Raw genomic sequence first — 26,135 nt, 5'->3', positions numbered from 1 at the left:
TGGAAAATTCATGTTAAATAGTATGAAACATTTGACGTAGTGATACGTAAATAATAGTGAAGGAATAAAAAAATTCCAATGGAGGAAAAGGCATATGGTAAAAAGTGAAGAAAAAATGCTGGCGGCATTAATGTACGTGCTTAGTTTTTTTGCACCTGTCCTTGGTCCGCTTATTATATGGTTAATTAAGCGGGAGGAATCGTCCTTTATCGATTATCACGGAAAGGAATATTTTAACTTTTTCATTTCCTATACAGTATATTTATTTATTAGCAGTTTATTAACTATTATTCTGATTGGTTTTGTAGCACTTGCTGCCTTGGGGATCATGTTATTTGTGTTTACTATCATTGCGGCAATCAAAGCATATGAGGGAGAAGAATATCAGTTCCCGTTGATTTTTAGGTTAATTAAATAACTGTTTTTTTAGGTATCCCGGTATGAATTTGCCGGGATATTTTTATGGGGCGAAGGAATCTTCTATTTCAATTTATAAACAAAAAAACTTCTATCATTTTTTATTAGTGTTTTAAATAAACTAGTATTAGAGGATTTGATAAGGAGTTTTTCCTATGAAAATAAATGATTACTACCAAGATGCTGCAAACCTTAGCTTAAATGGCAGTTTGGCAGCGTTATTACCGATTATTTTAATGACCGCCGCAAATTTATCTTATTTGCATAACGAGGCGGTTTTTGTTCTAACTGTTCCATTTTTTCTTTATAGTTTTATATGCTTTCAACTCTATCTTTTTCGGAAAAGGCAATCCATCACAATTAATAGGAACCTATCATCCTTGAAGCCCGTAAACGGTGACCAATCGCTCTTTTCCGCAAGACATTTACTAGTGCTGTTCCATAATGCACAATCACCACAGGTGCTGCTTTATTTTCCAGACGGACAATTAGCAGGAAGCATTAAAAGATACCGCTTAAAAGGGTTACGAAAGCTAAAGTTTTCTATGTTATATGTGTTATATAATTCAAAAAATGAGGCAATTGCCTGCTTTGGCGTAAAAAGGAAACGAGAGATCACAATTGAAGTATACGATAAAAAGAGAAACCGTTTAGGGTTTTTAAAAAAAACGAGGCTGAATTGGTTAAAAAGCAGGGAGGAATTGTATGACACGAAAGGAACATTAATCGGGTTTGTGGAGGGCTCCGGAACGTTTATGGATGTAAAAATAATCGATCAATATAATCAGCAGGTCAGCCGTCTGAGAAGGGGCTGGATGCCCGTTGAATGGAGTCCATTATTTCCAGAACCGAACACACCGGTTTTATCATTTGATGCGAATCTATCAGAACAAGAAAAACTCCTTAGGATGTCATTTTTAATAAATGAATTTTTCATCGAGAGGTAGAAGTTTCCCTCAGCAAAATTGTTTGGTATGATAATTGTATATTTTTGTTTTGCGGGGGTTTTATTAGTGGAGATTAAGATGATAAAAGGTCATGGGTCTGGCAACGATTTTCTGTTAATTGATGAAATCACCCATGGCTATACATTTACGGAATTAGAACGGGCAGAACTAGCTAAGCTATTATGCGATAGAGAATCGAAGCTTGGTGCTGACGGTATTCTTTTTGTCATAAAAAGCGAACGTGCTGATGGAAGAATGCGGGTCTTTAATGCAGACGGCTCGGAAGCTTCGATGTGCGGAAATGGTTTGCGTATAGTGGCACGCTACTTATGTGAACTGCTTGGGAAAAATGAAGCCTTTGTTGAGACGATGAAGGCTGATTTAAAAGTAAGCAAGCAGCCAGAGCTTTTTTCACAGGTTCATACTTATCAAGTAGAAATATCACCTGTCCTATTTGATTTAAAAGCTTTGCCGCTGAAGTTAAATAAACCAACATTATATAATGAGAAAATTTATGAGCTGTCAGATGATTTAAGATTTACGGCTCTTGCTGTTCCTAATCCGCATTTAATCACTATGGTTGATGTCGAAACATTACAAAGCGATATTCAGCAAAAGTTAAGTGAAAAAGTGAATGGCCCTAATGAACTGTTCCCTGACGGAGTCAATGTGAGTTTTGTCAACCAGCTTGGAAAAGGTTCCATTTATGTAAAAACATTTGAGAGGGGCGTTGGATTCACAAATGCCTGCGGCACGGCCATGTCGGCTTCATCACTTGTAACCTGTATGCAGGGGCTGAATGAATTTGAGTCGGTCATTGATGTGTATAATAATGGCGGAAAGGTTCAATGTGTTGTTCATCAGCTGGATAAGGAATTTCAAATTGATTTAATTGGAAATGCCACTTACTTATTTAATGCAAACGTTAGTATTGACCTAAAGGCAGGCACATTTGAAGTAACGGCACAAAATGAATATACAGAACAGATTGCATATGAAAAGCTTCAGTCAGAGGTGCAGCAATTTATAAAAGATAACATGAAAGGATAAGGGGTTCTCCTTATCCTTTTTTTGCTGTACCTTTCTTTAATATTTCAAGAACTGGGGCAAAGGGCTGTTTTTCTTTTGTTTGAAAATAGCTGCGGAAAGGGTCCCCTAATTGCTTAAGGCGTTGTAACGCATGTAGCATGGTGAATGTTTTAGGATCAAGCTTTTCATCGACCTCGTCCCAATATAACGGTGTAGCCGCTCCGCCATGCTCATTACCTCTTAACGAATATGGGGCAATGATCGTCTTCCCTTCACCGTGCTGGACATAATCGACGTAAAGTCTGTTGCCGCGATTTTTCTTCATCCGTTCAATCGTAAATGAATCAGGGTCTTTGGATATTAAGTATTCTGCGATAAAACTTGTGAACAACCTTGTATCATCATAAGTGAATTCATTCTCCGGCAGCGGGAGGTAAATCTGCAGGCCTTTATTTCCGGATGTTTTGATAAATCCGATTAAATTCAACTGGTCCAGAACCTCTTTAATTAATATGGCTGCCTTAACAGCCAAATGGAAATGTTCTTTCGACGGAGGGTCCAGGTCAAACACAATTTCACTTGGGCCTTTGCTATCAATCGTATGAAACGGTACATGGAATTCTATTGCCAGCTGGTTACCAAGCCAAATAAGTGTTTTGAGATTATTACAAAGAATATAATTAATTCCATCCGCAAGCATCGTTTCAACAAAATCAGGGGCATAATCCGGACAGTTTTTTTGATAGAATGCTTCCCCAAACATTCCGTGTGGATAACGAATGACGGTTAATAAGCGATTTTTTAAAAATGGCAGGATATAGGGTGATACCTCCCGTAAATAAAGGATATAATCCGCCTTTAGAATGTTCTGCTTGTCCCACAGCGGTTTGTCTGGGTGGGTGATTTCTAAGTTTTTCGGTAAGTTTTTCTGGGCAAACATGAATTTATTGTAAGTGCATTCCTCCGGCTGCAAGTCGAAGCGGAAGCGGTCAAAATGGGGTTCCCGCAGCTGATTGTCATAAAGCTCCAAATATTTGACCTCAAGGCAGATGGCAGGCTCGACATAAACAAACTGCTGGTCCTCACTTACCATGTTTTGTCTGATAATTTGCCCCAATGCCTGCTTTTCCTCCGATTTAAAGCCGAAAAGCACCTGACCGATTCCGTGGATTTTATTTCCATTGTAAACCCCGATATAAAAATAACCATTTGTTTTATCAAAAGAAGTGACAAAACAGCTTACATATTTCCAATTTTTATATTTTAACCATTGTAAGGAGCGTTTCCCTTCCTCCCATAGACTCTCCCTACTCTTAGCAACAATTCCTTCCCCATCGAATAATACGATTTTTTCCCATATAGCATTAAAATTATCATCTGCCATTACAAGCTGCAATAATTGTTGGTTGGAAGTATTTGCTGTGAGATCGAGTTCCAGTGTTTGAAATAATTCCATCAGCTTCTGTTTTCGTTTTTCAAAAGAAAGGGAATGTAAAGGTTTTCCTGCCAATTTAAGAAGATCAAATACCATCAGGCGGCACGGCGAATTTACAGCTTGTTCATTGATTTTTTTTACGGCTTTTAGGCGACCTCGCACTTGGATTGCAGAAAAATTTGCTTTATATGGATTCTCCAGCGAAACTAATTCACCATCAAGCTGAAGCGGTAAAAAAGGTTTGAATTTGGCTTCCTGCTGGATTAAAAACGTTTCTATTTCCGGGAATTGCGGTAATAACGATTTACCGTTACGGCTGGTTAATTTAATCCCATTTGAATCCCAATCCAATATTGCCCGGAAGCCATCATATTTCACCTCATAACCCCAGCCTGGCCGAACTGGAATGTCAAAGGTAAGGGTTGGAAGCATTGGTTTCATCATGTAATTCCCCTTTTTCTATTACTTTGCGTTTAACTGCAGCAGTTCATTCTTTTCCAGATGTTTTTAAGTATGTTAAGGTCGTCAATTCACACACTATTAGCAAAAAGATTGGAGAATTATTTATGCATACAATGTGGAAGGGGAGCATCAGCTTTGGCCTTGTTAATATCCCCATTAAGCTTCATACAGCAACAGAAGACAAGGATATCAAGCTGAGAACGCTGCATAATAAATGCCATGCCCCGATTAAATATGAAAAGGTTTGCTCTGTTTGTGAGGAGGAAGTAAAGCCAGAGGATATCGTAAAGGCATACGAGTATACAAAAGGGAAATTTGTGGTTCTCGAAAACGATGATCTTGAAAAGTTAAAAAAAGAAAATGAAGATAAGGCTGTGGAAATTATTGATTTTGTAAAAATGGAGGAAATTGATCCGATATACTTCGACCGCAGCTATTATATGTCCCCAAATGAAGGTGGGGGAAAGGCTTATTCATTGTTACGCAAAGCGCTTGAAGAAACAGAAAAAGTAGGTCTGGCTAAGATTGTTATCCGTTCAAAAGAACAGATGGCGGTAATCCGGGTATATGAAAATACATTGATAATGGAGACGATTCATTATCCGGATGAGGTTCGAAAAGCAGGGGACGTACCAAATGTTCCAGCAGAGGATAAAGTAACCAAAAAGGAACTTGATACAGCGATTTTGTTAATTGACCAGTTAACAACCGAATTTGAGCCTGAAAAATATAATGATGAATACAGGACGGCGCTGCTGGAATTAATTGAATCAAAACGCCAAGGTAAAGAAACGGTAACAGCCGCAATGAAAGAGCCGGCAGCCTCGAATGTGACGGATTTAATGGCAGCACTACAGGCTTCAATTGACAGGACGAAGCCAAAAACGGCAGCTGCGTCACCTAAGTTGGCTGCTGCCCCCAAAAAAGCGGCAGCACCAAGGAAAAAGGCGCCTGCAAAGGTAAAGAAAGAAGCCTGAGTAATTTGGAAATGGCTTGACAAATTGCAATTCATGCAATATAATGAAATTACGCTTTAAGTTCGATTGATATTTTAGAAAGAGTAGCCGTAACTGCACGATTTATGTGGGTGATGTCTATTGCCCAGCGTGTAATTACGGCTTTTTAATTGAAATGTAAGATTAACTTTAAAGTGAACAAAATGTTGGGGGTAAGATCCATGAAAAACGGTAAAGTAAAATGGTTTAATGCAGAAAAAGGTTTTGGATTTATTGAGGCTGAAGGCGGTCAAGATGTATTCGTTCACTTCTCTGCTATTCAATCAGAAGGTTTCAAAACATTAGAAGAGGGTCAAGCGGTTTCCTTTGAAATCGTTGAAGGCGCTCGTGGACCACAAGCTGCAAACGTTCAAGCAGTTTAATCTTTTGTTAACAAAAAGGTGATGCAAGGTTTAGCATCACCTTTTTATCTATAATAGTATCAAGGGGGAAGAGAATTGGCATTTGGTAGAAGAAATGAAGAGGAAATCAAATTAGAGGAAACAAAAATTTGGGTTTGTAATTCATCTGATTGTAAATGCTGGATTCGCGATAACTTTAAAAGCAGTGATGTACCCCGATGCCCTATTTGCAATAGTGAAATGAGTCAAACAACTAAAGAATTACAGGTAATTCAAAATCATAGTAAGCACTTTTAAAAAACAGAGGGTTGGTCTTTACTTCTTAGTGGAAGTTAGGACCAACCCCTGTTTATTATTCCGCCAAATGTTCCTTACAAAATTGAAGAATTTCCTCTTCCTCATCATCCTCAAGGGCAAAGTCGAACACTTTCTCGCTTCCTTGTTCAAAAAAATGATAGCTGACGATTTTTGTCTGTTCCCCTTCAGCAACAAACAGCACCCTTAAGCCAACCCCTTTCTCTGAAAAAAGTTCATCCTCTTCATCTATATCGAGATCAAGAAAGAATTCATAGCGGTCTCCGGACAGCAGTCCAAATGGATCTTCTAATTTTTCTACCGTATAACTTTTGATATTCAAGTCAATCATCCTTTAACTCATTTTGTTAGTTATTGTTATTATACACATAAAGTATTATATAAAAAACGCCAGAAGATTCTGGCGTTGATTTGTTATGTATATGGCGGAGAAGGTGAGATTCGAACTCACGCGACGGTCGCCCGCCCTAACGCATTTCGAGTGCGCCCCCTTATAACCACTTGGGTACTTCTCCAACAACATGGAGCGGGTGAGGGGAATCGAACCCCCGCCGTCAGCTTGGGAAGCTGAAATTCTACCATTAAACCACACCCGCAATGTTTGGCTTGGGACGATAATTATTATAACATAATAATTGTAAATGTGGAAGAGAAAACATTGTGTCAACGGGATTCACCACATGGCGGTATTTTTGTTTAAAAGCAAAATATAAAAAAGAGCTGAGATACGAATTTTTTACGCACTCAGCTCTTTTTTATTGATCATCCTTTTGCCTGTGGTTTAATGGCAAATAGTGTGATAATCGCTGCTAAAATACTAATGCTGCTCATGATAATGAAAATCAAATGATTAGAATAGTTCATTAACAGAGCAATTATTGGCGGCCCTGCCGCAACACCGATAAACCGCATCGAAGTATAAAAGCTTGTAATCGTTCCCCGTTCTTTCTTTTCAACTCCATCCGTAATTAAGGAGTCGAGACATGGGAGTCCGATGCCAATTCCTATTCCGCTAATGACAAACATGCTGATCATGTACCATAGCTTAATCGAAAACCATAAGGCTGCAATTGAGAGTGCCGCCGCAAGAATTCCGCCAAATGTCAACCACTTCATTAATACTTTATTCTTTTTAATGACTTTCCCGCTAATAAACGAGGCTAAACATAACGCGCCAAGCGGCAAGGCTAAAAAAAATCCCTTTTTAATATCCTTAATTCCATACTCTGTTTCAAATACCTCAGACAGATAAAATAATATTCCAAACAGAACAAGCATAAGAATCCCGCCGACAAAAAATATAGCATAGAGCCAGCGCCCTTTTTCCTTAAACGTTTTTTTAATTCCGGTAAAAAAATCCTTGAAAGGCATCGGCTTTTGCGAGCTTTTTGGCGATTTCACAAGAAAAGCCATCATCAAAACAGATATGGCACAAAAAATTGGGAATGCAAGAAAAGGTAAAAACCACATAAATCCTGCTAGTATCGCACCGAAAATGGGGCTTAATACTTTGCCAAAGGTATTGGAGGTTTCGATAAGTCCTAAACAGGTACTTACGTCATCTTCATTTTTGAACATATCTCCCACAAGCGGTAGAACAATCGGGAATGCTCCAGCCGCACCTACCCCTTGAAGGGCTCTCCCTGCCAAAATAACCCAATAAGCGTTCTCGAGTTTCCAGGCTGCCCACCCCGAAATCAAGCCGCCAATACCCGCAATAATAAGACTAGGGACAATAACTTTTTTTCTGCCGATATGATCAGATAAATATCCTGCAATTGGAATGAGTATGATAGCCACAATAGAATATACCGTGATAACCATGCTTGATTGAAACGCGCTGATTGATAGTTCTTTTTCCATCGAGGGCAGTACAGGGATTAACATAGAATTTCCTAACGTCATGACTAAAGGAATAGATGATAATGAAAGGATTGCCCATTTTTGGCTGGAAATTTCACTGGAACCTTTTTGGCCTGACTTGGCCTTTTTGTTTTTTGCAGCATTTTGGTTTTTCCATAATTGCTCAATATGTTCCATTTGTCTTCCTATCCCGCCTTCTAAATATTTATATAGTTAATATTTACTGACAGCTACAAAATTACCGTGGTAGAAAAATCCTAAAATGAAGATAAAAATTGCTTATCCATTTAGAATTTTCCAAAAACCACTTGACAGGTGATTGTGAAATGATTAAGATAAAAATCAATTAAATAATTGTTTTGGCTTTGACGAAGAGGAGTAGTCTTTACAAATTCTAAAGAGAGCTGATGGTTGGTGCAAATCAGTGAAGATGTATTGGTGAATGGACTTCCGAGCCTCCAAACCGAACAATTCCATTTGATTCAGTAGGCTTTGGCGAACTCTCATCGTTATATGAGACAGGTATTAAATTTTTTCTCTGATACCGGTAAAGTGAGCTGATTTTTAGCTAATGAAGGTGGCACCACGGATCTAAGATTCGTCCTCCAGATGCATAACATTTGTTATGCATCTGGAGGACGAATTTTTTTTTTAGTCCGCTTTAGCATCTTGACAGTTTGAATTTGACTATAGGTGCTGATGCTTTTAGTTGAGAGGAGCAGAGAAATGGAAACCAAAACAGACTTTTTAGTCAGTGAGATTAGTGGAGATGTCCTTACCCCGATTTCAATTTTGCAAAAGATTAGCGGGGTAAAGAAATTTTTATTGGAAAGCTCAAATAAATTTAACCACTCGGGTCGTTATTCCTTCATCGGAGCTGATCCCGCGTTTGAGCTAATTTCCTACGGAGATAACAATACCATTATCGGGCAAAGCGGTGACAACAGGACAATTAAAGGAAATCCATTAGATGTATTACATGGTCTGCTTCCGGGAAGGGATCTCGAAGATTTGCAATTCCCATTTATTGGTGGTGCGGTTGGCTATGTTGGCTATGACATCATTAGGGAATATGAGGAAATCGGCAAAGAGTATCCTAACGGATTGGAAATGCCTGATGTGCATTTAATGTTTTATGAAGAGGTAATAGTTTATGATCATCCCGCGGAAAAAGTATTCATTTGCGGGGTCCCGTTTGCAGATAGTGATATGAGCAAAATTGAACAGAAAATAAAGCAGAGAGAAGCGGAACTGAAAAAAACATATGATTTTAAAGAAGATGAGCCCTTCTCCTTTAGCGGATTTGAATCGGAAACTACGAGGGAAACCTTCATCAAAAATGTTGACACTGCAAAGGAGCATATTCTCGCAGGGGATATTTTCCAAGTGGTGCTGTCAAGGAGAATGAAATCAGAATTTCAAGGCTCCCCGCTGTCACTTTACCGAAAGCATCGTTCCCATAATCCAACGCCGTATATGTTTTACATTGATTTCGGTGCTTATAATGTGATTGGTTCTTCACCAGAAAGTTTAATTAAAACAAAAGGAAAAGCTGTGATTGCCAACCCCATCGCAGGAACGAGAAAACGAGGAAAAACAGCTTCCGAAGATTTAGCGCTTGAAACCGATTTACTTCATGATGAAAAAGAGCTTGCCGAGCATAAAATGCTGGTGGATCTTGGCAGAAATGATCTTGGAAAGGTTTGTGAATTCGGTTCGGTTTATGTGGATAAGTATATGGCGGTTGAAAAGTTCCGCCATGTGATGCACCTCGTATCGGAAATCAGCGGACAGCTTCATCCTGATAAAACCGCACTTGATGCGCTGGCTGCCTGCCTCCCAGCAGGTACAGTATCAGGTGCACCGAAGGTCAGGGCAATGGAAATCATCAATAAATTAGAAGCTTCCAAACGCGGTCTGTATTCCGGTGCGGTTGGTTATGTATCTGCAAACGGGAATATTGATTTTGCTCTGGCAATCCGGACGATGATTTTAAAGGAAGGAACAGCTTACATTCAAGCAGGTGCCGGAATTGTGTTTGACTCCCATCCCGAGTCTGAATATGAAGAAACGTCGAATAAATTAAAATCGTTTCTAGAAGGGAGGGAGGCAAAATGATTTTACTGATTGATAATTTCGATTCCTTTACATTTAACCTGTATCAATATTTGGGTGAAATTGGCGAAAAAGCAGCTGTCCACCGGAATAATCAAATAACGATTGAAGAAATTGACAGATTGAAACCGAAAGCGATCATTTTATCACCTGGGCCCGGCAGGCCAGAGGATGCTGGAATTTGTTTAGAAGTTATTCAACGCTTTTATCAAAAAATCCCGATTTTAGGTATTTGTCTTGGGCACCAGGCAATCGGAGCTGCATTTGGCGGTGAAATCCGGACTGCAAAAACCATTAAACATGGGAAAATATCGAACATCAGCCATAACAGCCGCGGTGTATTCGCTAACCTTACCTCCCCAATAGAGGTGATGCGCTATCATTCCTTAACGATTGACAAGGACAGTTTACCATCCGAGCTCGAATGTACGGCTCATTCAACGGATGATCATGAAATTATGGCGGTTAAACATATACACCACCTTGTCTACGGGCTGCAGTTTCATCCGGAATCAATTGGTACACCTGAAGGAAAGCAAATGTTGAGAAATTTTTTAGCTGAGATAGAAAGGACGAGAAAAGATGAAGAGTTATTTACTCCAGTTAGCTGAGCATAGATCTTTTTCAGAAAATCAAATGAAGGAAGCGGTAGATTACATTTTAGGTGAAGAGGTTTCGGAATCCGAAATTGCCGCCTTTTTAATGGGACTTAAATCAAAAGGGGAAACCGTTGATGAAATTGTCGGGATTGTTAAGGCATTAAAGGGAAATACATTGCGATTTAATAAGAGGCTGCCGAACGCCCTTGATAATTGCGGTACTGGCGGGGATGGATCGTCCAGCTTTAACGTCAGCACAACGTCAGCTTTTGTATTGGCAGGTGCCGGAATTCCCGTTGCGAAGCATGGTAATCGCAGTATCTCCAGTAAAACCGGGAGTGCTGATGTTCTTGAATATTTAGGCGTGAATTTAAACTTAAGCCCGGATGCAATTGAAGAATTAATTGAAGAAATTGGGATTGCTTTCTTATTCGCCCCTCATGTCCATCCGAAATTAAAAAAGGTAACGACCGTAAGAAGGGAGCTTAAAATTCCAACGATTTTTAACTTTATCGGGCCGCTGACAAACCCAATTGAACTTGATTATCAGCTCCTTGGGGTATACCGCCGCGATCTTTTAACCGTGTTTGCTGAAGTGCTTAAGCAGCTCGGTAGAAAAAAGGCGGTCATTGTAAATGGAGCAGGTTTCATGGATGAAGCCTCGCTGCAAGGGGAAAATCATCTTGCGATTCTAGAGAACGGGATCATTTCTCATACAACGTTTACTCCAGAAGAAGTTAATCTGCCGCGCTATGATAACAGTGCTATTAGAGGTGGGGAAGCGAAAGATAATGCAGGAATTTTACTCGAAGTGTTACGTGGGAAAAAAGGTGCGTACCGGGATACTGTATTGCTGAATGCCGGAATTGGTATTTTTACGGCTGACAAAGCAGATAGCATTGAAGCCGGAATAAGGATTGCAGCCGAAATTATTGATTCAGGTAAAGCCTATAACAGGCTGACGACATTAATTGAAAAATCCAATGCAGTTCAGAAGGAGGCAATATAAATGGGAACCATCTTAGATCAAATCATTGAACAGAAGAAGGTAGAGGTAAAACTTCTTCGTGAACATTTAAACGATATACCTGTATCCCATTTTAAGGCGAGGTCTTTCATTGAAACGCTCCAAAATGCTGAGGAATTAGCAATTATTGCAGAATTCAAGCGTGCATCACCATCCAAAGGGATGATTAATAGCACGGCTGTACCGGCTGAACAAGCAGTTATATATGAAAAAAACGGTGCCAGCGCAATCTCGGTTCTTACGGATCAAACCTTTTTTAAAGGGGCTTTCGCAGATTTGACGGCTGTCCGGGAAGCGGTCCAGCTGCCAATTCTTTGTAAAGATTTTATTATCGATCGGCTGCAAATTGACCAGGCGAAAGGCTATGGTGCTGATTTGGTGCTGTTAATCGTTGCGGCATTGAAGGAAGAAGAACTGCAAGATTTATATCAATATGCAACTCAATCCGGGTTAGAGGTTTTGATGGAGGTCCATAATCAGGAGGAATTAGAAACAGCTCTAAAAACAGGTGCCAAACTGATTGGGGTAAATAACCGTGATTTAAAAACCTTCAATGTTTCACTAGAAGTAACGGAAAAATTAGCTGCGATTGTTAAAAGCGCGGGTGCATTTTTAATTAGTGAAAGCGGACTTCACCAGCCGCTGGATGTTGAACGCGTACGGGATGCGGGTGCAAACGGAATTTTAGTCGGTGAAGCTTTTATGAAAAGTAGCAGTATTGGCGAAACCCTTAAAGGATTTAAATTGCCGTTAGTAGAAGGTGTAAAGAAATGAAAGTAAAAATTTGCGGAATAACAGATGTGAACACAGGGATTCAAGCCGTTCATTATGGGGCTGACGCAATTGGCTTAGTTTTTGCAGAAAGCAAGCGGCGAGTTTCTGTGGAGCTGGCTAAAGAAATTGCTAAAAGTCTTCCCCCTGATGTTTATAAAGTCGGTGTATTTGTAAACGAAACCCATGAGGAAATTGATAGAATTGCATCATTCGCAGGTCTAACCCATATACAATTGCACGGCGATGAGACTGCCGAATATAGCCAATCACTGTCATATCCGGTGATTAAAGCGGTCAGTTTTCAGGGGAATGAGCAGTTAGCAAATATCGGAGATTTTCCGGCAGATTATATTTTGCTAGATAGTCCAAAGGGGAAATACCGGGGCGGAAATGGAACGGTGTTTGATTGGCATGAAGTAAATACAAATTTGCTGGCCAATAAGAAAATCATTCTTGCTGGCGGGCTCCATATTGATAATGTGGAACAGGCAATTAGAATCATCAAGCCTTATATGGTCGATGTAAGCTCCGGGGTTGAAAGTAATGGGGTAAAAGACCTTGAAAAAATCAAAGCATTTATAGCGAAGGCTAAAGGAATCGCAGTAGGAGGAGAAATGAAATGACCGCTTATACGTTGCCGAATCAAACAGGCCATTTTGGCAAATTCGGGGGAAGATTTGTACCGGAAACTTTAATGAAGGCAATTACTGAACTGGCCGATGCTTACGAAAAGGCGAAACTGGACCCGGAATTTAAAGCTGAATTTGAGCGATTGCTTAAGGAATATGTTGGAAGAGAGACGCCGTTATATTTCGCTGAAAACTTAACCAAATATGCCGGCGGGGCCAATATTTATTTAAAGCGGGAAGATTTAAACCACACGGGTGCACATAAAATTAATAATGCGATTGGCCAGGCGCTGCTCGCAGTACGCATGGGCAAAAGAAAAATCGTTGCTGAAACCGGTGCTGGCCAGCATGGTGTGGCGACTGCGACGGTTTGTGCTTTGTTGAATTTAGACTGTGTTATTTTTATGGGAGAAGAAGATATCAAACGACAGGCGCTGAATGTATTCAGGATGGAATTATTAGGTGCTAAGGTTGTAAGTGTAACATCTGGAAGCGCGACATTAAAGGATGCTGTTAACGAAGCTTTAAGATACTGGGTGGCACATGTTGAAGATACCCATTATTTATTAGGTTCGGTATCCGGTCCACACCCTTTCCCAATGATCGTTAGAGATTTTCAAAGTGTCATTGGAAAGGAGACAAAAAAACAATTTTTAGATAGGAATCCATCTCTTCCAGATGCGGTGGTCGCATGTATCGGCGGCGGCAGCAATGCGATGGGAATGTTCTATCCGTTTATTGAAGAGAACGAAGTAGAGCTTTATGGTGTTGAGGCAGCTGGACAAGGAGTTGATACTCCATTTCATGCAGCGTCATTAACCAAAGGAAAACCGGGTGTTCTTCACGGAGCCTTAATGTATGTGCTGCAAAATGAGGACGGTCAGATTCAAGAAGCCCACTCCGTGTCTGCAGGTCTTGATTATCCAGGAGTCGGCCCGGAGCATAGTTATTTAAAGGAGATTGGTCGTGCTCAATATCATTCAATTACCGATCAAGAGGCGCTAGATGCCTTTCAGTTATTGTCTAAACTAGAAGGAATTATTCCAGCGCTGGAAAGCTCCCATGCCGTTGCGTTTGCAGTTAAACTGGCAGCAAAGCTTGGACCTTCGAAAAATCTTGTCGTATGTCTGTCAGGACGGGGAGACAAGGACGTTGATGCTGTAAGGGCAAGGCTTAAAGGAGGAAACAAATGATGAACCGCATTGAAAAAACATTTCAATTATTAAACAAAAATGGTTCAAAGGCATTCGTTCCATATATCATGGCAGGAGATGGCGGTTTGGATTGTTTGCCAGAAAGATTGGTACTGCTTGAACAGTTTGGTGCAGCTGCAATTGAAGTTGGGGTGCCATTTTCCGACCCGGTTGCTGATGGCCCAACCATCCAGCAAGCAGGAATCAGAGCGTTGAAAAATGGAACAACGTTAAAGGACATAGTAGCTAAAATTGCCGAGGCAAGGTCGTCGGTTAATATCCCGATTATTCTTATGACATATCTTAATCCTATTTATGCCTATGGTATTTCTAGCTTTGTGGAAGATATTCAAAATGCAGGTGTAGATGGCTGCATAATTCCAGATATGCCTTTAGAAGAAGAGGCACTAATTGCACCAGAGCTTGAAGCAGCCGAAATTGAGCTGATTCGGCTTGTAACGCTAACAACACCAATTGAGCGCATTAAACAGATTGCTGCTAAAGGGAATGGATTTTTATATACGGTGACTGTCAAAGGAATCACTGGGGTAAGAAATGAATTTGATGGTGACCTCTATGCCTATTTAAAAGCAGTTAAGGAGGTTAGTCCAATCCCAGTATTAGCGGGATTTGGAATATCTAGTCAAGAACAAATGCAAGATTTGACAAAATATTGTGACGGTGTTGTCGCCGGCAGTAAAATTGTTGAATTATTTTCTAAAAATAATTTGCAGGAAATGGAAGATTTAATGTCCATTTTTAAACAAAAATCCAACATGGCATAATACTGAAAGGCCTGCTCTATCATGAGCAGCCCTTTTTATTATAGAGGGATTATTTCGTTAAATTCGCTAATATTTGGAATAAAATACCGTTTACTTGCTAGCTTCCTTAAACTCCTTTATAATTAATATATATTTGACGAATGGACAAGCATTTAAAAACTTCCTAAGGGAAGTTTTGTTTATTTTCCAGACTTCTTAATAATGTTTAGGAGCGCGTTATTTTTATGAAAGATTTATCAGTTGAAGAACTTTTTAAGCTTAAGGACCCAATCATCATTGATATACGGTCACCAATTGAATATAAAGATGGGGCCATCCCGGGAGCGATTAATATTCCTTTATTTTCGAACGAGGAGCGCCAGGAAGTAGGGACCATTTATAAGCATGAAGGGCAGGCTGCTGCCAAATGGCGTGCAATGGAGCTTGTTTCACCAAAAATCCCCGACATGCTGCAAAAGATAAAATCCTATAGCAAAGATCGAGAATTAGTCATTCATTGCTGGCGCGGAGGAATGCGGAGTAAGGCAGTTGTGACATTCCTGGAATTTGCAGGGATCTATGCCTGGCGCCTTGTTGGCGGCTATAAAGCTTACCGCCACTATATTCTTGAAGAGATTCCTGCAGCGATTCCCAATCAGGCAGTTGTCTTACATGGATTGACGGGTGTAGGCAAAACTGAGATTTTAAAGATTTTAAAAACAAAAGGGTATCCAATATTAGATTTAGAGGAAATGGCTGGTCACAGAGGGTCCATCTTTGGAACTGTTGGACTAGGTGAAGGTAATAATCAAAAAACATTTGATTCCTTATTATTTAAAGGGCTGCAAGATCTTCAAGGGGCCGATTATTTTATCGTTGAGGCGGAAAGCAAACGAATTGGTAAGGCAGTACAGCCTGAAAAATTAATGGACGTGAAGTTTAAAGGCATTAACCTGTATATCCATACACCGCTCGAACAAAGGGTAAAACACTTAGTCTCCGAATATGTACTGCCATTTGAAAAGGAAGCTTGGTATTATGAAAAAATTTCGCTTGGGATGGAAAGGGTTATAAAACGGATAAAAGATGCCGAACTTAAAAGTCAGCTGTCAGAAGCCCTGATAAAACGGAATTATCAAGGGATGATTCCAATATTACTTGAATATTATTATGACCCAAGATATGATCATGCTAAATTAGAATATCAAAGAGAATTTATTGATATCTTTGCCAAAGATTATCAGGATGCCGCTGACCACGTTGCGACTAAATTAGAGCAGCTTTCCTTTCAGCCTGTTTTAGTATAAAAATAAAGGGTATTACACATCTAGTGAGTAGATGTGTTTTTTTTATTTTGGAAAATTTTTTGTGACATTTTAAGACACACTAAACTAGAAACACATCATAGAAATATATTGACTTCGGTCAATTTATTATTTCTAATTTTGTGACATGATAATGTGGAGCCGCGTTATGATACATACTGGGATAAGGGGGATTGAAGATAATGAGACCAAATCAGGATCACAAACATTACCTAAATGATTTTCTTGGTCCCAATCTTGGATATTTAATGGATCAATTTGAAAGATTTCAACAAGATCCTCTTTCAGTTGATGAAGAAATGAGAGCTTTGTTTACCGATATGAACGAAGCAGACCTTTACAACCTTGATACGCCAACTGCAAATGAAGTAAACCTGCCGGCGGTCGGAAATGAGAAAATGTTTGCTGCCATTAAATTGGCTGATGCTATTCGTACCTATGGACATTTGGCCGCGGATATTTACCCGTTAGGAAATCATCAGCCTGACAAGACCCATTTAGATTTCCAAAGTTATGGTTTGGCCGAGAGTGATTTACGGAATTTGCCCGCTGGAATCATTTCTAAAAATTCGGCGCTGGCAAACAAATCTGCCTATGAGGCAGTGGAGTATTTAAAACAGTTATATACAAACACGATTACGTACGAGTTTGAACATGTCCATGATATGAACGAGAAGAATTGGTTAATGGAACGAATTGAAAATGCTGACCGTCAATTTCATTTTTCTAAAGAAAAAAAGCTAACATTATTGAATAGGCTTATGGAAGTAGAAGAATTTGAAAAATTTCTTCACAAGACGTTTGTTGGTCAAAAACGTTTTTCGATTGAAGGATTAGATATCATGGTGCCGCTTATTGATGAAATCATATCCAGAGCAGTTGATGGCGGTGCTGATACTATCAACATTGGAATGGCCCATCGTGGCAGATTAAACGTACTGGCCCATGTCTTAGGAAAACCGTATGAAATGATTTTTGCTGAATTTCAGCATGCTCCAAATAAGGAACTTGTTCCTTCAGAGGGCTCCATTGGAATCAACTTTGGCTGGACCGGTGATGTTAAGTATCATCTAGGTTTGAACCGTGAGCTAAAGGGTGTAAATGAAAAGACGGCAAAAATTACGCTCGCCAATAATCCAAGTCACCTGGAATTTGTTGGGGCAGTGGTTGAAGGTTATACCCGTGCAGCCCAAGATGAAAGGAACCAGCCAGGTTATCCGAAGGAAGTATCAGATTCGGCACTGTCTATATTAATCCATGGTGATGCTGCTTTTCCAGGCGAGGGAATTGTCGCCGAAACGTTAAATCTAAGCCGTTTACGCGGGTACCGTACTGGAGGAACCATACACATAATTGCCAATAATATGATTGGTTTTACCACCGAATCATATGATTCTCGTTCAACGAGATATTCAAGCGATTTAGCTAAGGGGTTTGAGATTCCAATCATTCACGTAAACGCCGATGACGCTGAAAGCTGTATAAAAGCTGCCTTGATTGCCGCGGAATACCGGGCAGTGTTTCACAAGGACATTTTGATTGATTTAATAGGATACCGTCGTTTTGGGCATAACGAGATGGACGAACCGATGGCAACAAATCCAAAAATCTATTCACTAGTCCAAAAACACCCGACAGTAAAAGAAATATATGAAAAGAACCTGTTGTCTGAAGGCATAGCAAATGAAAAAGAAATAGGAGAATTACAAAGCGCGATAACTCAAAGGCTGCAAGAAGCCCAACAAAAGGTTGCAAAGGTCGAAAAGGCTGAGGATTTACACATTCCAGACCCGCCGAACTTTACGGATGATCAGGCGGCAATCAATACTGCTGTTCCATTGGATACATTGAAACAAATGAATCAAGAATTGCTACAATGGCCGAATGACTTTAATGTGTTTCATAAGCTTGCGAAAATTTTAAAGCGCAGGATGAACGCATTAGAGGAAAATGGTAAGGTCGAATGGGCGTTAGCCGAGTCATTAGCTTTTGCCTCCATATTAGCGGATGGTACACCGATTCGATTTACTGGTCAAGATACGGAGCGTGGAACCTTTGCCCAGCGGAATCTAGTTCTGCACGATGAACAAACGGGTGAAACTTACCTGCCGCTGCACCATTTATCGTCAGCAAAAGCATCATTTGCCATCTATAATAGTCCTTTAACAGAGACTGCTGTTGTCGGCTTTGAATACGGTTATAACGTGTTTTCACCTGAAACCTTGGTCATTTGGGAAGCGCAATTTGGTGATTTTGCGAATGCCGCACAGGTTATATTCGATCAGTTTATTGCTGCGGGCAGAGCAAAATGGGGACAAAAGTCAGGGCTCGTGATGCTGCTGCCTCATGGATATGAAGGTCAGGGTCCGGAGCATTCCAGTGCAAGACCAGAGCGATTTTTACAGACTGCGGCGGAAAAGAACTGGACTGTCGCCAATGTCACCAGTGCCGCCCAATATTTTCATTTATTAAGACGACAGGCTGCACAATTATTAAGAGAAGAAGTTAGACCGCTTGTTCTTATGTCGCCTAAAAGTTTGTTACGGAATCCGCTTGTGGCATCAACCGGTTCGGAACTAAGCAATGGCCGCTTTGAGCCGGTGCTTGAGCAATTTACTTTTTCTAGAGATGATTCTAAGGTTGAAAGAATTGTCATGTGTTCGGGGAAAATTGCGATTGATATTGCTGAACAAGTGAAAGACGGAGCAGGGTACGACTGGCTTCAAGTAATGAGGCTGGAAGAAATCTATCCGTTTCCAACTGACCGTGTAAAACAGCTATTTACAAAATATCCGAATGTGAAAGAGGTCTTTTGGCTCCAAGAGGAACCAAAAAATATGGGAGCATGGACTTTCGTTGAACCGAGAATTAACGAACAGACTTCAAATGGAATCACTGTGCAATATATCGGCCGTCGCCGGCGCTCAAGTCCTGCAGAGGGTGAACCGAATGTTCATAAATTAATACAATCTAAAATTCTAGCCGCTGCATTAACGAGAAGTGATTAAGGAGGTAATAGGAATGGCTGAAATTAAAGTACCTGAATTAGCGGAGTCGATTACGGAAGGTACTATTGCAAAATGGTTGAAAAATGTAGGAGAGCACGTTGAAAAAGGCGAATACCTAATTGAACTGGAGACAGACAAGGTCAATATTGAGGTTATTTCCGATTTTGCCGGAACACTGACAGAACAAAAGTTTAGTGAAGGGGATACGGTTAGAGTCGGTGAAACCATTGCAATTGTCCAAGAAGGTGGCGGAGGGACACCGGCCGCGGAAAAAACACAAGAACAACAACCGGTAGAGGCACCAAAACCCGAGCCTCAACGAGTAAATGCAGCCGAAACAAAAACGGAACAAACAGAAGATAAAACGCAAGAAATTGGAAGCAGGCCAATTGCATCACCGGCGGCCCGCAAGCTGGCCCGTGAAAAAGGAATTGATTTACTGGAGGTTCCCACTGCCGATCCATTGGGAAGAGTCCGTAGACAGGATGTATCTTCGTTTAATCATAATGTTTCGCAAAGACCACCTTCACCTCCAAAAATGGAGACGACAGGCGGGCAGGCAAAAGCAGAAGATCTTACGAAGCCAATTGTCTATGAAAAAATGTCCCGAAGACGGCAGACTATTGCCAAGCGGCTGCTAGAAGTGAAGCAGACAACTGCGATGCTGACAACCTTTAATGAAATAGATATGACCGCTGTAATGAACTTAAGGAAGCGCTGGAAGGACCAATTTTTTGAAGAGCATGATGTCCGCTTAGGGTTCATGTCATTTTTTACAAAGGCTGTAGTTGCAGCGTTAAAGAAATTCCCTTATTTAAATGCTGAAATACAAGGGGATCAGCTATTGGTTAAAAAGTTTTATGATATCGGTGTTGCCGTTTCTACGGAAGATGGACTGGTTGTTCCAGTTGTCAGAGATGCTGAGCGTAAATCGTTTGCCGACATTGAAGGTGACATCATGCAGCTTGCTGAAAAAGCAAGGTCCAATAAATTATCGTTAAAAGACCTGCAGGGTGGAACGTTTACTATTACAAATGGCGGAGTATTCGGCTCCCTGCTGTCAACACCGATTCTAAATGGACCACAGGTAGGAATATTAGGCATGCATACCATTCAACTGCGCCCGGTTGCCATTGATAAGGAAAAAACAGAAAATCGCCCAATGATGTATGTCGCCCTTTCCTACGATCATCGGATTGTTGACGGTAAAGAGGCTGTAAGCTTCTTAGTGATGATTAAGAAATTATTGGAGGATCCGGAAAAGCTGCTGCTTGAAGGCTAGAATCATAAAAACCGCTGAAATCATTTCAGCGGTTTTTTAACACTATCGATTTTTAATTGGTTTTAATCCTCTTCGTTCTATTTCCTGCTTTAAAATTTTTATCCATTCCTTTTCCTTGCCAGACTTTAATGCATCCCGATACGAAACAACCAACTGCTCGTTACTCATAATTTTCAATTTGTGAATGCCCTCCTTGGAAAATGGATTGAATATTCAGTTTTTACTATTGTAATTGTTTATTCCCTTTTTGAGAACCCCTAAAACAGCCTTTTTCACAAATTTGTAAGATTTTTGTCTAGTTATATTATTTTTTAAATGTTGTATTCAAAAAATATTGAATATTCACTAAAATATGGTAACATACTTTTGTAAGCGTTTTTTTATCTTCTGGTAAGGAGGATTGTAGATGTCGGAATTACTAAATATCACTGTAGGTGCACTATTGGCGGAAAAAGCAGAGCGTTACCCTGACCATCCGGCAGTCATTTATTCGGATCGAGACTTAAGATGGACTTATCGCGAATTTGATGAGATTTGCCGTAAGGCTGCAAAGGGATTGATGAAGTTAGGGATTGGTAAAGGAGAACATATTGCCGCTTGGTCGTCGAATACCCCGGAATGGCTAATAACGCAATTTGCAACGGGGAAAATGGGTGCCGTTCTTGTGACGGTTAATACAAACTATCAAACGGCAGAGCTTGAGTATTTATTGAAACAATCTGATTCCACTACCATCATTTTAATGGAATCATATAAGGACTCATCCTATATTGACATGTTATATGAAATTGCACCGGAACTGGAAACATCAAAACCTGGAAACCTGAACTGCAGTCGTCTTCCCTATTTAAAAAATGTCATTGTTCTTGGTGAAAAGAAGTATCCAGGTACATATAGCTGGCATGACATCGAGAAGTTAAGTGAAACAGTACCTGATTCAGAGTTGGATGATCGCCTGGCTTCTTTAAGACCTGACGATGTCATCAATATGCAATACACCTCTGGAACCACCGGGTTTCCAAAGGGTGTTATGCTCACACATAATAATATTGTAAATAATGGATTTTATATTGCAGGCTGTATGAAGCTTACTAATCAAGACAGATTATGTATCCCGGTACCTTTTTTTCATTGCTTCGGCTGTGTCCTTGGTACAATGGCCTGTGTATCCGTCGGGGCGACGATGGTACCAGTACAGGAATTTAATCCCAAGCGGGTGCTGCAAACGGTACAGGATGAAAAATGCACCGCCTTACATGGCGTACCTACAATGTTTATTGCAGAATTAAATGATCCCGAATTTCATCAATATGATCTTTCATACTTAAGGACAGGAATCATGGCTGGTTCCAATTGTCCAATTGAAGTAATGAAGGCTGTAATTGAAAAAATGGGCGCTTCCGAAATTACCATTGCTTACGGACAAACAGAATCCTCTCCTGTGATTACACAAACTAAGACTGATGATCCAATTGAGCTTCGTGTCGAAACAGTAGGGAAAGCTCTTCCAAATATTGAAGTGAAGATCGTGGAACCAGGAACATCAATTGAGGTTCCACGAGGTGTCCAAGGAGAACTCTGTACAAGAGGATATCATGTTATGAAAGGGTATTATAAGAATATGGAGGCAACGAAAGAAGCCATTGATGAGGATGGCTGGCTTCATACGGGTGATTTAGCGGTTATGGATGAAGCGGGTTATTGCCGTATTACTGGAAGATTAAAGGATATGATTATAAGGGGAGGGGAAAATATTTATCCTCGAGAAATTGAGGAATTCTTGTACTCCCATCCAAAAATTTTAGATATTCAGGTTGTTGGTGTACCTGATGAAGTCTACGGGGAAGAAGTAATGGCCTGGATTATCTTGAAAGAAGGAGAAACAGCAACGCCTGAGGAGATACAAGATTATTGCAATGGGAGAATTTCGAAACATAAGATCCCAAGATATATTGAGTTTACAGATGCCTATCCAATGACAGCATCAGGCAAAATTCAAAAATTCCGCCTCCGCGAAAAAGCAAAACAGCTGTCAAAGAAATAATTCATACAGGTTGCGCTTCGGGAGTTCTTTTGATTATACTTGGAGTTGTAGAAAAATCTTAAGGACGGTGGCAGCAGATGATCCATTTAACTTGGCGCGATCGTGAAGCATTAAAAAAAGTAAAATGTATCCATACAGATGCAAAAAAATATATTGTCGATCAAGTTCTTACAGTCGGAAAAATCTATGATGTAAAAAATGAAACAGAGGAATTTTATTACATTATTGATAATTCCGGAAAAGTAGGCGGTTTTTACAAAGAATATTTTCAGGATGCGTAAAAAAATGCCCGGCAGAGATGTGCCGGGCATTTTCATTAGCTATTACTTACCGTGCATCCGGAAATACCCGGCGGATTGTTTTGGTAAATTCATCGAAGAAACCGGATACTGGACGACCGTTACGAATATCCCCCGCATAGTTATTAAAACGGTCATAAAAATCAGGGTTTACTGATACATAAACACGATCAATATCGCGATCCACCGATTTAACAGCACGTGAAATTTGATTTTCAATATTAGAGGTTAAACCATTTCTTGCCGAACGGTCTAATTTAGCAGCCACATACGCATTATTTTCTGTCACAATCACGTTTGCCCGATCGACATCAGGCAAGTCCGCAACTTTTCTAGCCGCATCATCTGCCACACGCATTTTCGAACGATTATCATTTCTCACATCAAGTAAATCATTATCACGGCGATTTGCATTATAATCCAGCCGATTATCGCTGACATCTACCCCGGTAAGGGCAGGACCGCCGTGGTTTGGTGTATTATAATTCACTCTTGTCGGTTCATTTGCATTTCGGTAAGCAACATCGTCATTGACATTATTCCTTGCACAGCCTGTTAAATACAGACTGAAAATAAGAGCTGTAGTTAAGAATACTCTTTTTTTCATTTTCCTTTGCACTCCTTTTTATCAGTTGTACATATTTAGCATACCGTTTAGAATAAAATCTATCCTAAAGAATAAATGGAAAACCGTTCGGATATGGTAAAATGAAAGATATTTAGGAGAAATTGGAGTGTTATTCGATGGTTTATTTGTTTGTGGGTATCGGAGGAATGATTGGCAGTGTCATTCGTTATTTATTATCTACCGCAGCTGCGGGATTGATGGACGAAACCTTTCCTTTTGGAACGCTGTTTGTTAACCTTACAGGGGCTTTTTTGCTGGGATGGATCACGAATAAGTTTGTCAGTTTAAAAAAGCTGCCGCCTCTGCTGTTAACTGCATTAACCACTGGGGTGATCGGATCTTATACCACTTTTTCTACCTTTTGTTTGGAAACCATCAAATTAATGGAGCAAGGTCAATACCTATTTTCATTCTTATACATACTAATCAGCCTTTTGGGTGGCCTATTATTTGTACGAATCGGACTAAAAATGGGTGAACAGTGATAACGGGGTGGAGCAAACTATATGACAGAAATTTTATTTGTTTCAATTGGCGGCTTTTTTGGAGCAATATGCCGATTTGTATTAAGCAGAATGCTGAAGGGAGCCGGCGGATTTCCTGTTGGTACATTTATTGTTAATCTATTAGGGGCCTTTTTATTAGGATTATTCGTTGGATTACAGCTTCACGGCCATCTTTACATATTGATTGGGGTAGGCTTTATGGGGGCTTTTACCACTTTTTCTACGTTTATGCTTGAATCGGAACAGCTTCAAATCGCTGGGAAAAACAAATCTTTTTACGCGTATGTTGTCTTGAGTTTAGTCATTGGACTTGGGGTATTATACTGTGGACTCATGATTGGAAAAAGTATAGATCTATGAAAAGAGAAGCACGGTAACCGATGCTTCTCTTTTCCTTATTTAGAATCAGCCTTAGCAAGCGGCTGGTTATTACGATAAAGCTTATGGCTGATAATAGTTTGAATCGTTAAAAACGTTCCCCCTACAACCCAATAAAGCGGCAAAGCGGCTGGGGCGCTAAAGGAAAACATCACAATCATCAATGGGGAAAGCAGCCCCATGAATTTCATTTGATCCTGCTGCTGTTTTGGCATACTCGATTGTGAAACTTTAAATTGGAAATAGTACACGAGGCCAGCAATGATGGTAATGATGATATCAGGATGTCCTAAGCTGAACCATAAGAACTTATGTGTAGCGATTTCTTTTGAACTGCGAATGGCATAATAGAATGCAGTTAAAATTGGCATCTGGATCAAAATCGGCAGACAGCCCATATTTAACGGATTCACACCATGCTTTTGATAAAGCCCCATCATTTCCGCTTGCAGCTCTTGTTTCTTCTTAGGGTCTTTTTCCGCCTTCATTTTCTTTTGAATCGCATCCATTTCGGGCTTTAAACCATCCATTTTTTCCTTCATAGCCATTTGATTTTTATATTGTCTTAACATCAATGGCATTAACGCAAGTCTGATGATCAGCGTCACAAGGATAATTGCTAGACCGTAATTTCCATTAAATAAATTAGCAATAGCGTTAATAATATTTGAAAAGGGCTCAACAAAATAATGATGAAAAAACCCTGAGTTATTTCCGCTTTGAGCCTGAGCAGAACAAGCAGATAATAAAATTGTTGTTGCCATTAATAGTACGATGCTTATGATTGAAGTTTTGTTTAGTTTCATATTTCCTCCTAGAGTTTATGTTAAGAATTTGAATGCAGGAAGGAGGGAAATAGGCTCCTCGGAATCGTCCTTATGGCAGGCTTTTTTCCGAATATATTTAATGATTCGAGTTAAGATAATGCTCCCATGAACTCCGTTTGTTTTTTTGGTTAAAAACAATGGGTGAATAGTTTTGGTATTTTTAACATAAGACGATGAGTTGTTAAGTGTATACTCTACACCCCACGCCCAGAAATATTTTAAGACCAATCCTAAGTAAATGCTCACATATAAAGCATTTAACGTATTAACATCAGAGTGGTCGATGAGTAATTGAAACAATAGTTATCACCCCGTAAATAAGCCAATGATAAGAGTATATAGGAGATGAACCAATTAATCAATTTAAAAAGACACTAATTTCTTGGTAAAATTAGTGTCTAATATGTTTTTAATCAACAATAATATACGCGATCATCGGTCCGTTATGCTTCCTGTTGGAATGGGTTTCACAAATTAACCGATATGTTCCTTCCTTATTAAACTGAAGAGGCACCAATACTTCTTCCCCCTTACCAACTACTCCTTTAATATTTGTTCCTTCTATATGAAATGGATGCTTTTCTCCGTTTATTCCGCTTATATATAAATTGACTTTTTCCCCTTTCTCTACCAAAATGGTACCTGGGTCCCATCTGTAGGCCTCTAATTGATTTCCATTTTTCATGGTTGTTTTGAATTCCCCCGTCACCATATGGATTTCGCGGACTTTATCTTCTGATTGTTGATTAAATACAGCTGTATCGCCTGCCTTAAACAAAAACCAAGCAGAAATAGCAGTTAACATAATGCCTACAGCTAAAAAGAAGATAAATGTTTCCTTCTTAAAAACTAAAAATTTCACAATAACTTCCCCCTTTACAATTTGTTCTTATTTATACTTATGCATATGAG

Annotated in this window: 27 protein-coding genes, 2 tRNA genes and 1 other annotated feature; of the genes, 20 read left to right on the top strand and 9 right to left on the bottom strand. The window is 39.8% G+C overall.

Going from position 1 to position 26,135, the window contains the following annotated elements; translation table 11 throughout:
• Positions 1-94 precede the first annotated feature (94 nt).
• The 3 genes from A6749_RS02185 to dapF all read left to right on the top strand — a co-directional run bounded on the left by A6749_RS02185 (position 95) and on the right by dapF (position 2,414).
• A complete protein-coding gene (locus A6749_RS02185) occupies positions 95-418 on the top strand; it encodes a DUF4870 domain-containing protein (protein WP_066384539.1) in 324 nt (107 codons plus the stop codon).
• Positions 419-572: 154 nt separating this feature from the next.
• Positions 573-1,364 carry a hypothetical protein gene (locus tag A6749_RS02180; RefSeq protein ID WP_066384536.1) on the top strand — a complete coding sequence of 264 codons (792 nt, stop codon included), beginning with the start codon at positions 573-575 and terminating at the stop codon, positions 1,362-1,364.
• A gap of 66 nt (positions 1,365-1,430) precedes the next feature.
• Positions 1,431-2,414 (top strand): diaminopimelate epimerase, encoded by a 984-nt coding sequence (gene dapF / locus A6749_RS02175; RefSeq protein ID WP_066384517.1) that lies wholly within the window; start codon positions 1,431-1,433, stop codon positions 2,412-2,414.
• 10 nt (positions 2,415-2,424) lie between these two features.
• Here the strand turns inward: dapF and A6749_RS02170 are convergent, their stop codons facing one another.
• Positions 2,425-4,269 (bottom strand): DNA ligase D, encoded by a 1,845-nt coding sequence (locus A6749_RS02170; RefSeq protein WP_066384515.1) that lies wholly within the window; start codon positions 4,267-4,269, stop codon positions 2,425-2,427.
• Between the two features lie 125 nt (positions 4,270-4,394).
• Here A6749_RS02170 and ku point away from each other — a divergent pair, with 125 nt between their 5' ends.
• The 3 genes from ku (at position 4,395) to A6749_RS02155 (ending at position 5,944) form a co-directional block, all read left to right on the top strand.
• Positions 4,395-5,267 carry a non-homologous end joining protein Ku gene (ku, locus tag A6749_RS02165; RefSeq protein ID WP_066400673.1) on the top strand — a complete coding sequence of 291 codons (873 nt, stop codon included), beginning with the start codon at positions 4,395-4,397 and terminating at the stop codon, positions 5,265-5,267.
• 200 nt (positions 5,268-5,467) lie between these two features.
• Entirely contained in the window at positions 5,468-5,668 is a 201-nt protein-coding gene (locus A6749_RS02160) for a cold-shock protein (RefSeq protein ID WP_066384513.1), read from the top strand.
• 75 nt (positions 5,669-5,743) lie between these two features.
• The gene (locus tag A6749_RS02155) at positions 5,744-5,944 is read left to right on the top strand and encodes a cold-shock protein (RefSeq protein ID WP_066384510.1); all 201 of its coding nucleotides are present in this window, start codon (positions 5,744-5,746) and stop codon (positions 5,942-5,944) included.
• 55 nt (positions 5,945-5,999) lie between these two features.
• Here the strand turns inward: A6749_RS02155 and A6749_RS02150 are convergent, their stop codons facing one another.
• The 4 genes from A6749_RS02150 to A6749_RS02135 form a co-directional block, all read right to left on the bottom strand.
• Positions 6,000-6,293 carry a DUF6509 family protein gene (locus tag A6749_RS02150; protein ID WP_066384508.1) on the bottom strand — a complete coding sequence of 98 codons (294 nt, stop codon included), beginning with the start codon at positions 6,291-6,293 and terminating at the stop codon, positions 6,000-6,002.
• A 92-nt stretch (positions 6,294-6,385) separates the two neighbouring features.
• A tRNA-Ser gene (locus tag A6749_RS02145) sits at positions 6,386-6,477 on the bottom strand.
• A 7-nt stretch (positions 6,478-6,484) separates the two neighbouring features.
• Positions 6,485-6,558: transfer RNA gene (locus tag A6749_RS02140), tRNA-Gly, on the bottom strand.
• A 166-nt stretch (positions 6,559-6,724) separates the two neighbouring features.
• Complete coding sequence (locus tag A6749_RS02135) at positions 6,725-8,002, bottom strand: MFS transporter (RefSeq protein WP_066384505.1); 1,278 nt, start codon at positions 8,000-8,002, stop codon at positions 6,725-6,727.
• A gap of 179 nt (positions 8,003-8,181) precedes the next feature.
• Positions 8,182-8,434: a binding site (T-box leader), on the top strand.
• Between the two features lie 117 nt (positions 8,435-8,551).
• Between A6749_RS02135 and trpE the strand changes: the two genes are divergently transcribed.
• From trpE to odhB, 10 genes are all read left to right on the top strand, one after another.
• Positions 8,552-9,943: an anthranilate synthase component I gene (gene trpE / locus A6749_RS02130; protein ID WP_066384502.1), complete on the top strand. Its 1,392-nt coding sequence runs from the start codon at positions 8,552-8,554 to the stop codon at positions 9,941-9,943.
• Positions 9,940-10,551 (top strand): anthranilate synthase component II, encoded by a 612-nt coding sequence (locus A6749_RS02125; protein WP_066384492.1) that lies wholly within the window; start codon positions 9,940-9,942, stop codon positions 10,549-10,551. The genes trpE and A6749_RS02125 overlap by 4 nt, the downstream gene beginning before the upstream one ends.
• Positions 10,523-11,548 carry an anthranilate phosphoribosyltransferase gene (trpD, locus tag A6749_RS02120; protein ID WP_066384489.1) on the top strand — a complete coding sequence of 342 codons (1,026 nt, stop codon included), beginning with the start codon at positions 10,523-10,525 and terminating at the stop codon, positions 11,546-11,548. Before A6749_RS02125 ends, trpD begins: the two co-directional genes overlap by 29 nt.
• Entirely contained in the window at positions 11,549-12,340 is a 792-nt protein-coding gene (gene trpC / locus A6749_RS02115; protein ID WP_066384487.1) for an indole-3-glycerol phosphate synthase TrpC, read from the top strand.
• Entirely contained in the window at positions 12,337-12,963 is a 627-nt protein-coding gene (locus tag A6749_RS02110; RefSeq protein ID WP_066384484.1) for a phosphoribosylanthranilate isomerase, read from the top strand. The genes trpC and A6749_RS02110 overlap by 4 nt, the downstream gene beginning before the upstream one ends.
• Positions 12,960-14,162: a tryptophan synthase subunit beta gene (gene trpB, locus A6749_RS02105; protein ID WP_066384481.1), complete on the top strand. Its 1,203-nt coding sequence runs from the start codon at positions 12,960-12,962 to the stop codon at positions 14,160-14,162. The genes A6749_RS02110 and trpB overlap by 4 nt, the downstream gene beginning before the upstream one ends.
• Positions 14,162-14,947: a tryptophan synthase subunit alpha gene (gene trpA, locus A6749_RS02100; protein ID WP_066400662.1), complete on the top strand. Its 786-nt coding sequence runs from the start codon at positions 14,162-14,164 to the stop codon at positions 14,945-14,947. The genes trpB and trpA overlap by 1 nt, the downstream gene beginning before the upstream one ends.
• A 224-nt stretch (positions 14,948-15,171) precedes the next feature.
• Positions 15,172-16,233, top strand: a complete 1,062-nt coding sequence (gene mnmH, locus A6749_RS02095) for a tRNA 2-selenouridine(34) synthase MnmH (RefSeq protein WP_066384472.1) — start codon at positions 15,172-15,174, stop codon at positions 16,231-16,233.
• Positions 16,234-16,433: 200 nt separating this feature from the next.
• Complete coding sequence (locus A6749_RS02090; RefSeq protein WP_066384470.1) at positions 16,434-19,259, top strand: 2-oxoglutarate dehydrogenase E1 component; 2,826 nt, start codon at positions 16,434-16,436, stop codon at positions 19,257-19,259.
• A 13-nt stretch (positions 19,260-19,272) separates the two neighbouring features.
• A complete protein-coding gene (gene odhB / locus A6749_RS02085; RefSeq protein WP_066384469.1) occupies positions 19,273-20,541 on the top strand; it encodes a 2-oxoglutarate dehydrogenase complex dihydrolipoyllysine-residue succinyltransferase in 1,269 nt (422 codons plus the stop codon).
• Positions 20,542-20,583: 42 nt separating this feature from the next.
• On the opposite strand, the gene sda is transcribed toward odhB, so the two are convergent.
• Positions 20,584-20,709, bottom strand: a complete 126-nt coding sequence (gene sda / locus A6749_RS02080; protein WP_370465031.1) for a sporulation histidine kinase inhibitor Sda — start codon at positions 20,707-20,709, stop codon at positions 20,584-20,586.
• A 238-nt stretch (positions 20,710-20,947) separates the two neighbouring features.
• On the opposite strand from sda, the gene A6749_RS02075 reads away from it, so the two are divergent.
• Positions 20,948-22,585, top strand: a complete 1,638-nt coding sequence (locus A6749_RS02075) for an AMP-binding protein (protein WP_066384463.1) — start codon at positions 20,948-20,950, stop codon at positions 22,583-22,585.
• A gap of 77 nt (positions 22,586-22,662) precedes the next feature.
• Positions 22,663-22,866 carry a DUF6501 family protein gene (locus A6749_RS02070; RefSeq protein ID WP_066384451.1) on the top strand — a complete coding sequence of 68 codons (204 nt, stop codon included), beginning with the start codon at positions 22,663-22,665 and terminating at the stop codon, positions 22,864-22,866.
• Positions 22,867-22,912: 46 nt separating this feature from the next.
• On the opposite strand, the gene A6749_RS02065 is transcribed toward A6749_RS02070, so the two are convergent.
• The gene (locus A6749_RS02065; RefSeq protein WP_066384448.1) at positions 22,913-23,491 is read right to left on the bottom strand and encodes a YhcN/YlaJ family sporulation lipoprotein; all 579 of its coding nucleotides are present in this window, start codon (positions 23,489-23,491) and stop codon (positions 22,913-22,915) included.
• A 137-nt stretch (positions 23,492-23,628) separates the two neighbouring features.
• Between A6749_RS02065 and crcB the strand changes: the two genes are divergently transcribed.
• Both crcB and A6749_RS02055 read left to right on the top strand, forming a co-directional pair.
• A complete protein-coding gene (gene crcB, locus A6749_RS02060; protein WP_066384446.1) occupies positions 23,629-23,997 on the top strand; it encodes a fluoride efflux transporter CrcB in 369 nt (122 codons plus the stop codon).
• Between the two features lie 21 nt (positions 23,998-24,018).
• A complete protein-coding gene (locus A6749_RS02055; RefSeq protein WP_066384444.1) occupies positions 24,019-24,378 on the top strand; it encodes a fluoride efflux transporter FluC in 360 nt (119 codons plus the stop codon).
• A 35-nt stretch (positions 24,379-24,413) separates the two neighbouring features.
• Here the strand turns inward: A6749_RS02055 and yidC are convergent, their stop codons facing one another.
• The gene (yidC, locus tag A6749_RS02050) at positions 24,414-25,202 is read right to left on the bottom strand and encodes a membrane protein insertase YidC (protein ID WP_066384442.1); all 789 of its coding nucleotides are present in this window, start codon (positions 25,200-25,202) and stop codon (positions 24,414-24,416) included.
• Positions 25,203-25,632: 430 nt separating this feature from the next.
• Positions 25,633-26,085 (bottom strand): cupredoxin domain-containing protein, encoded by a 453-nt coding sequence (locus tag A6749_RS02040; protein ID WP_066384437.1) that lies wholly within the window; start codon positions 26,083-26,085, stop codon positions 25,633-25,635.
• Positions 26,086-26,135 lie beyond the last annotated feature (50 nt).

The sequence above is a fragment of the Neobacillus mesonae genome, from assembly GCF_001636315.1.
Classification (GTDB): domain Bacteria; phylum Bacillota; class Bacilli; order Bacillales; family Cytobacillaceae; genus Neobacillus; species Neobacillus mesonae.
Note: the sequence above shows the minus strand (reverse complement) of the source record. Positions and strands in the feature narration are given on the sequence as shown.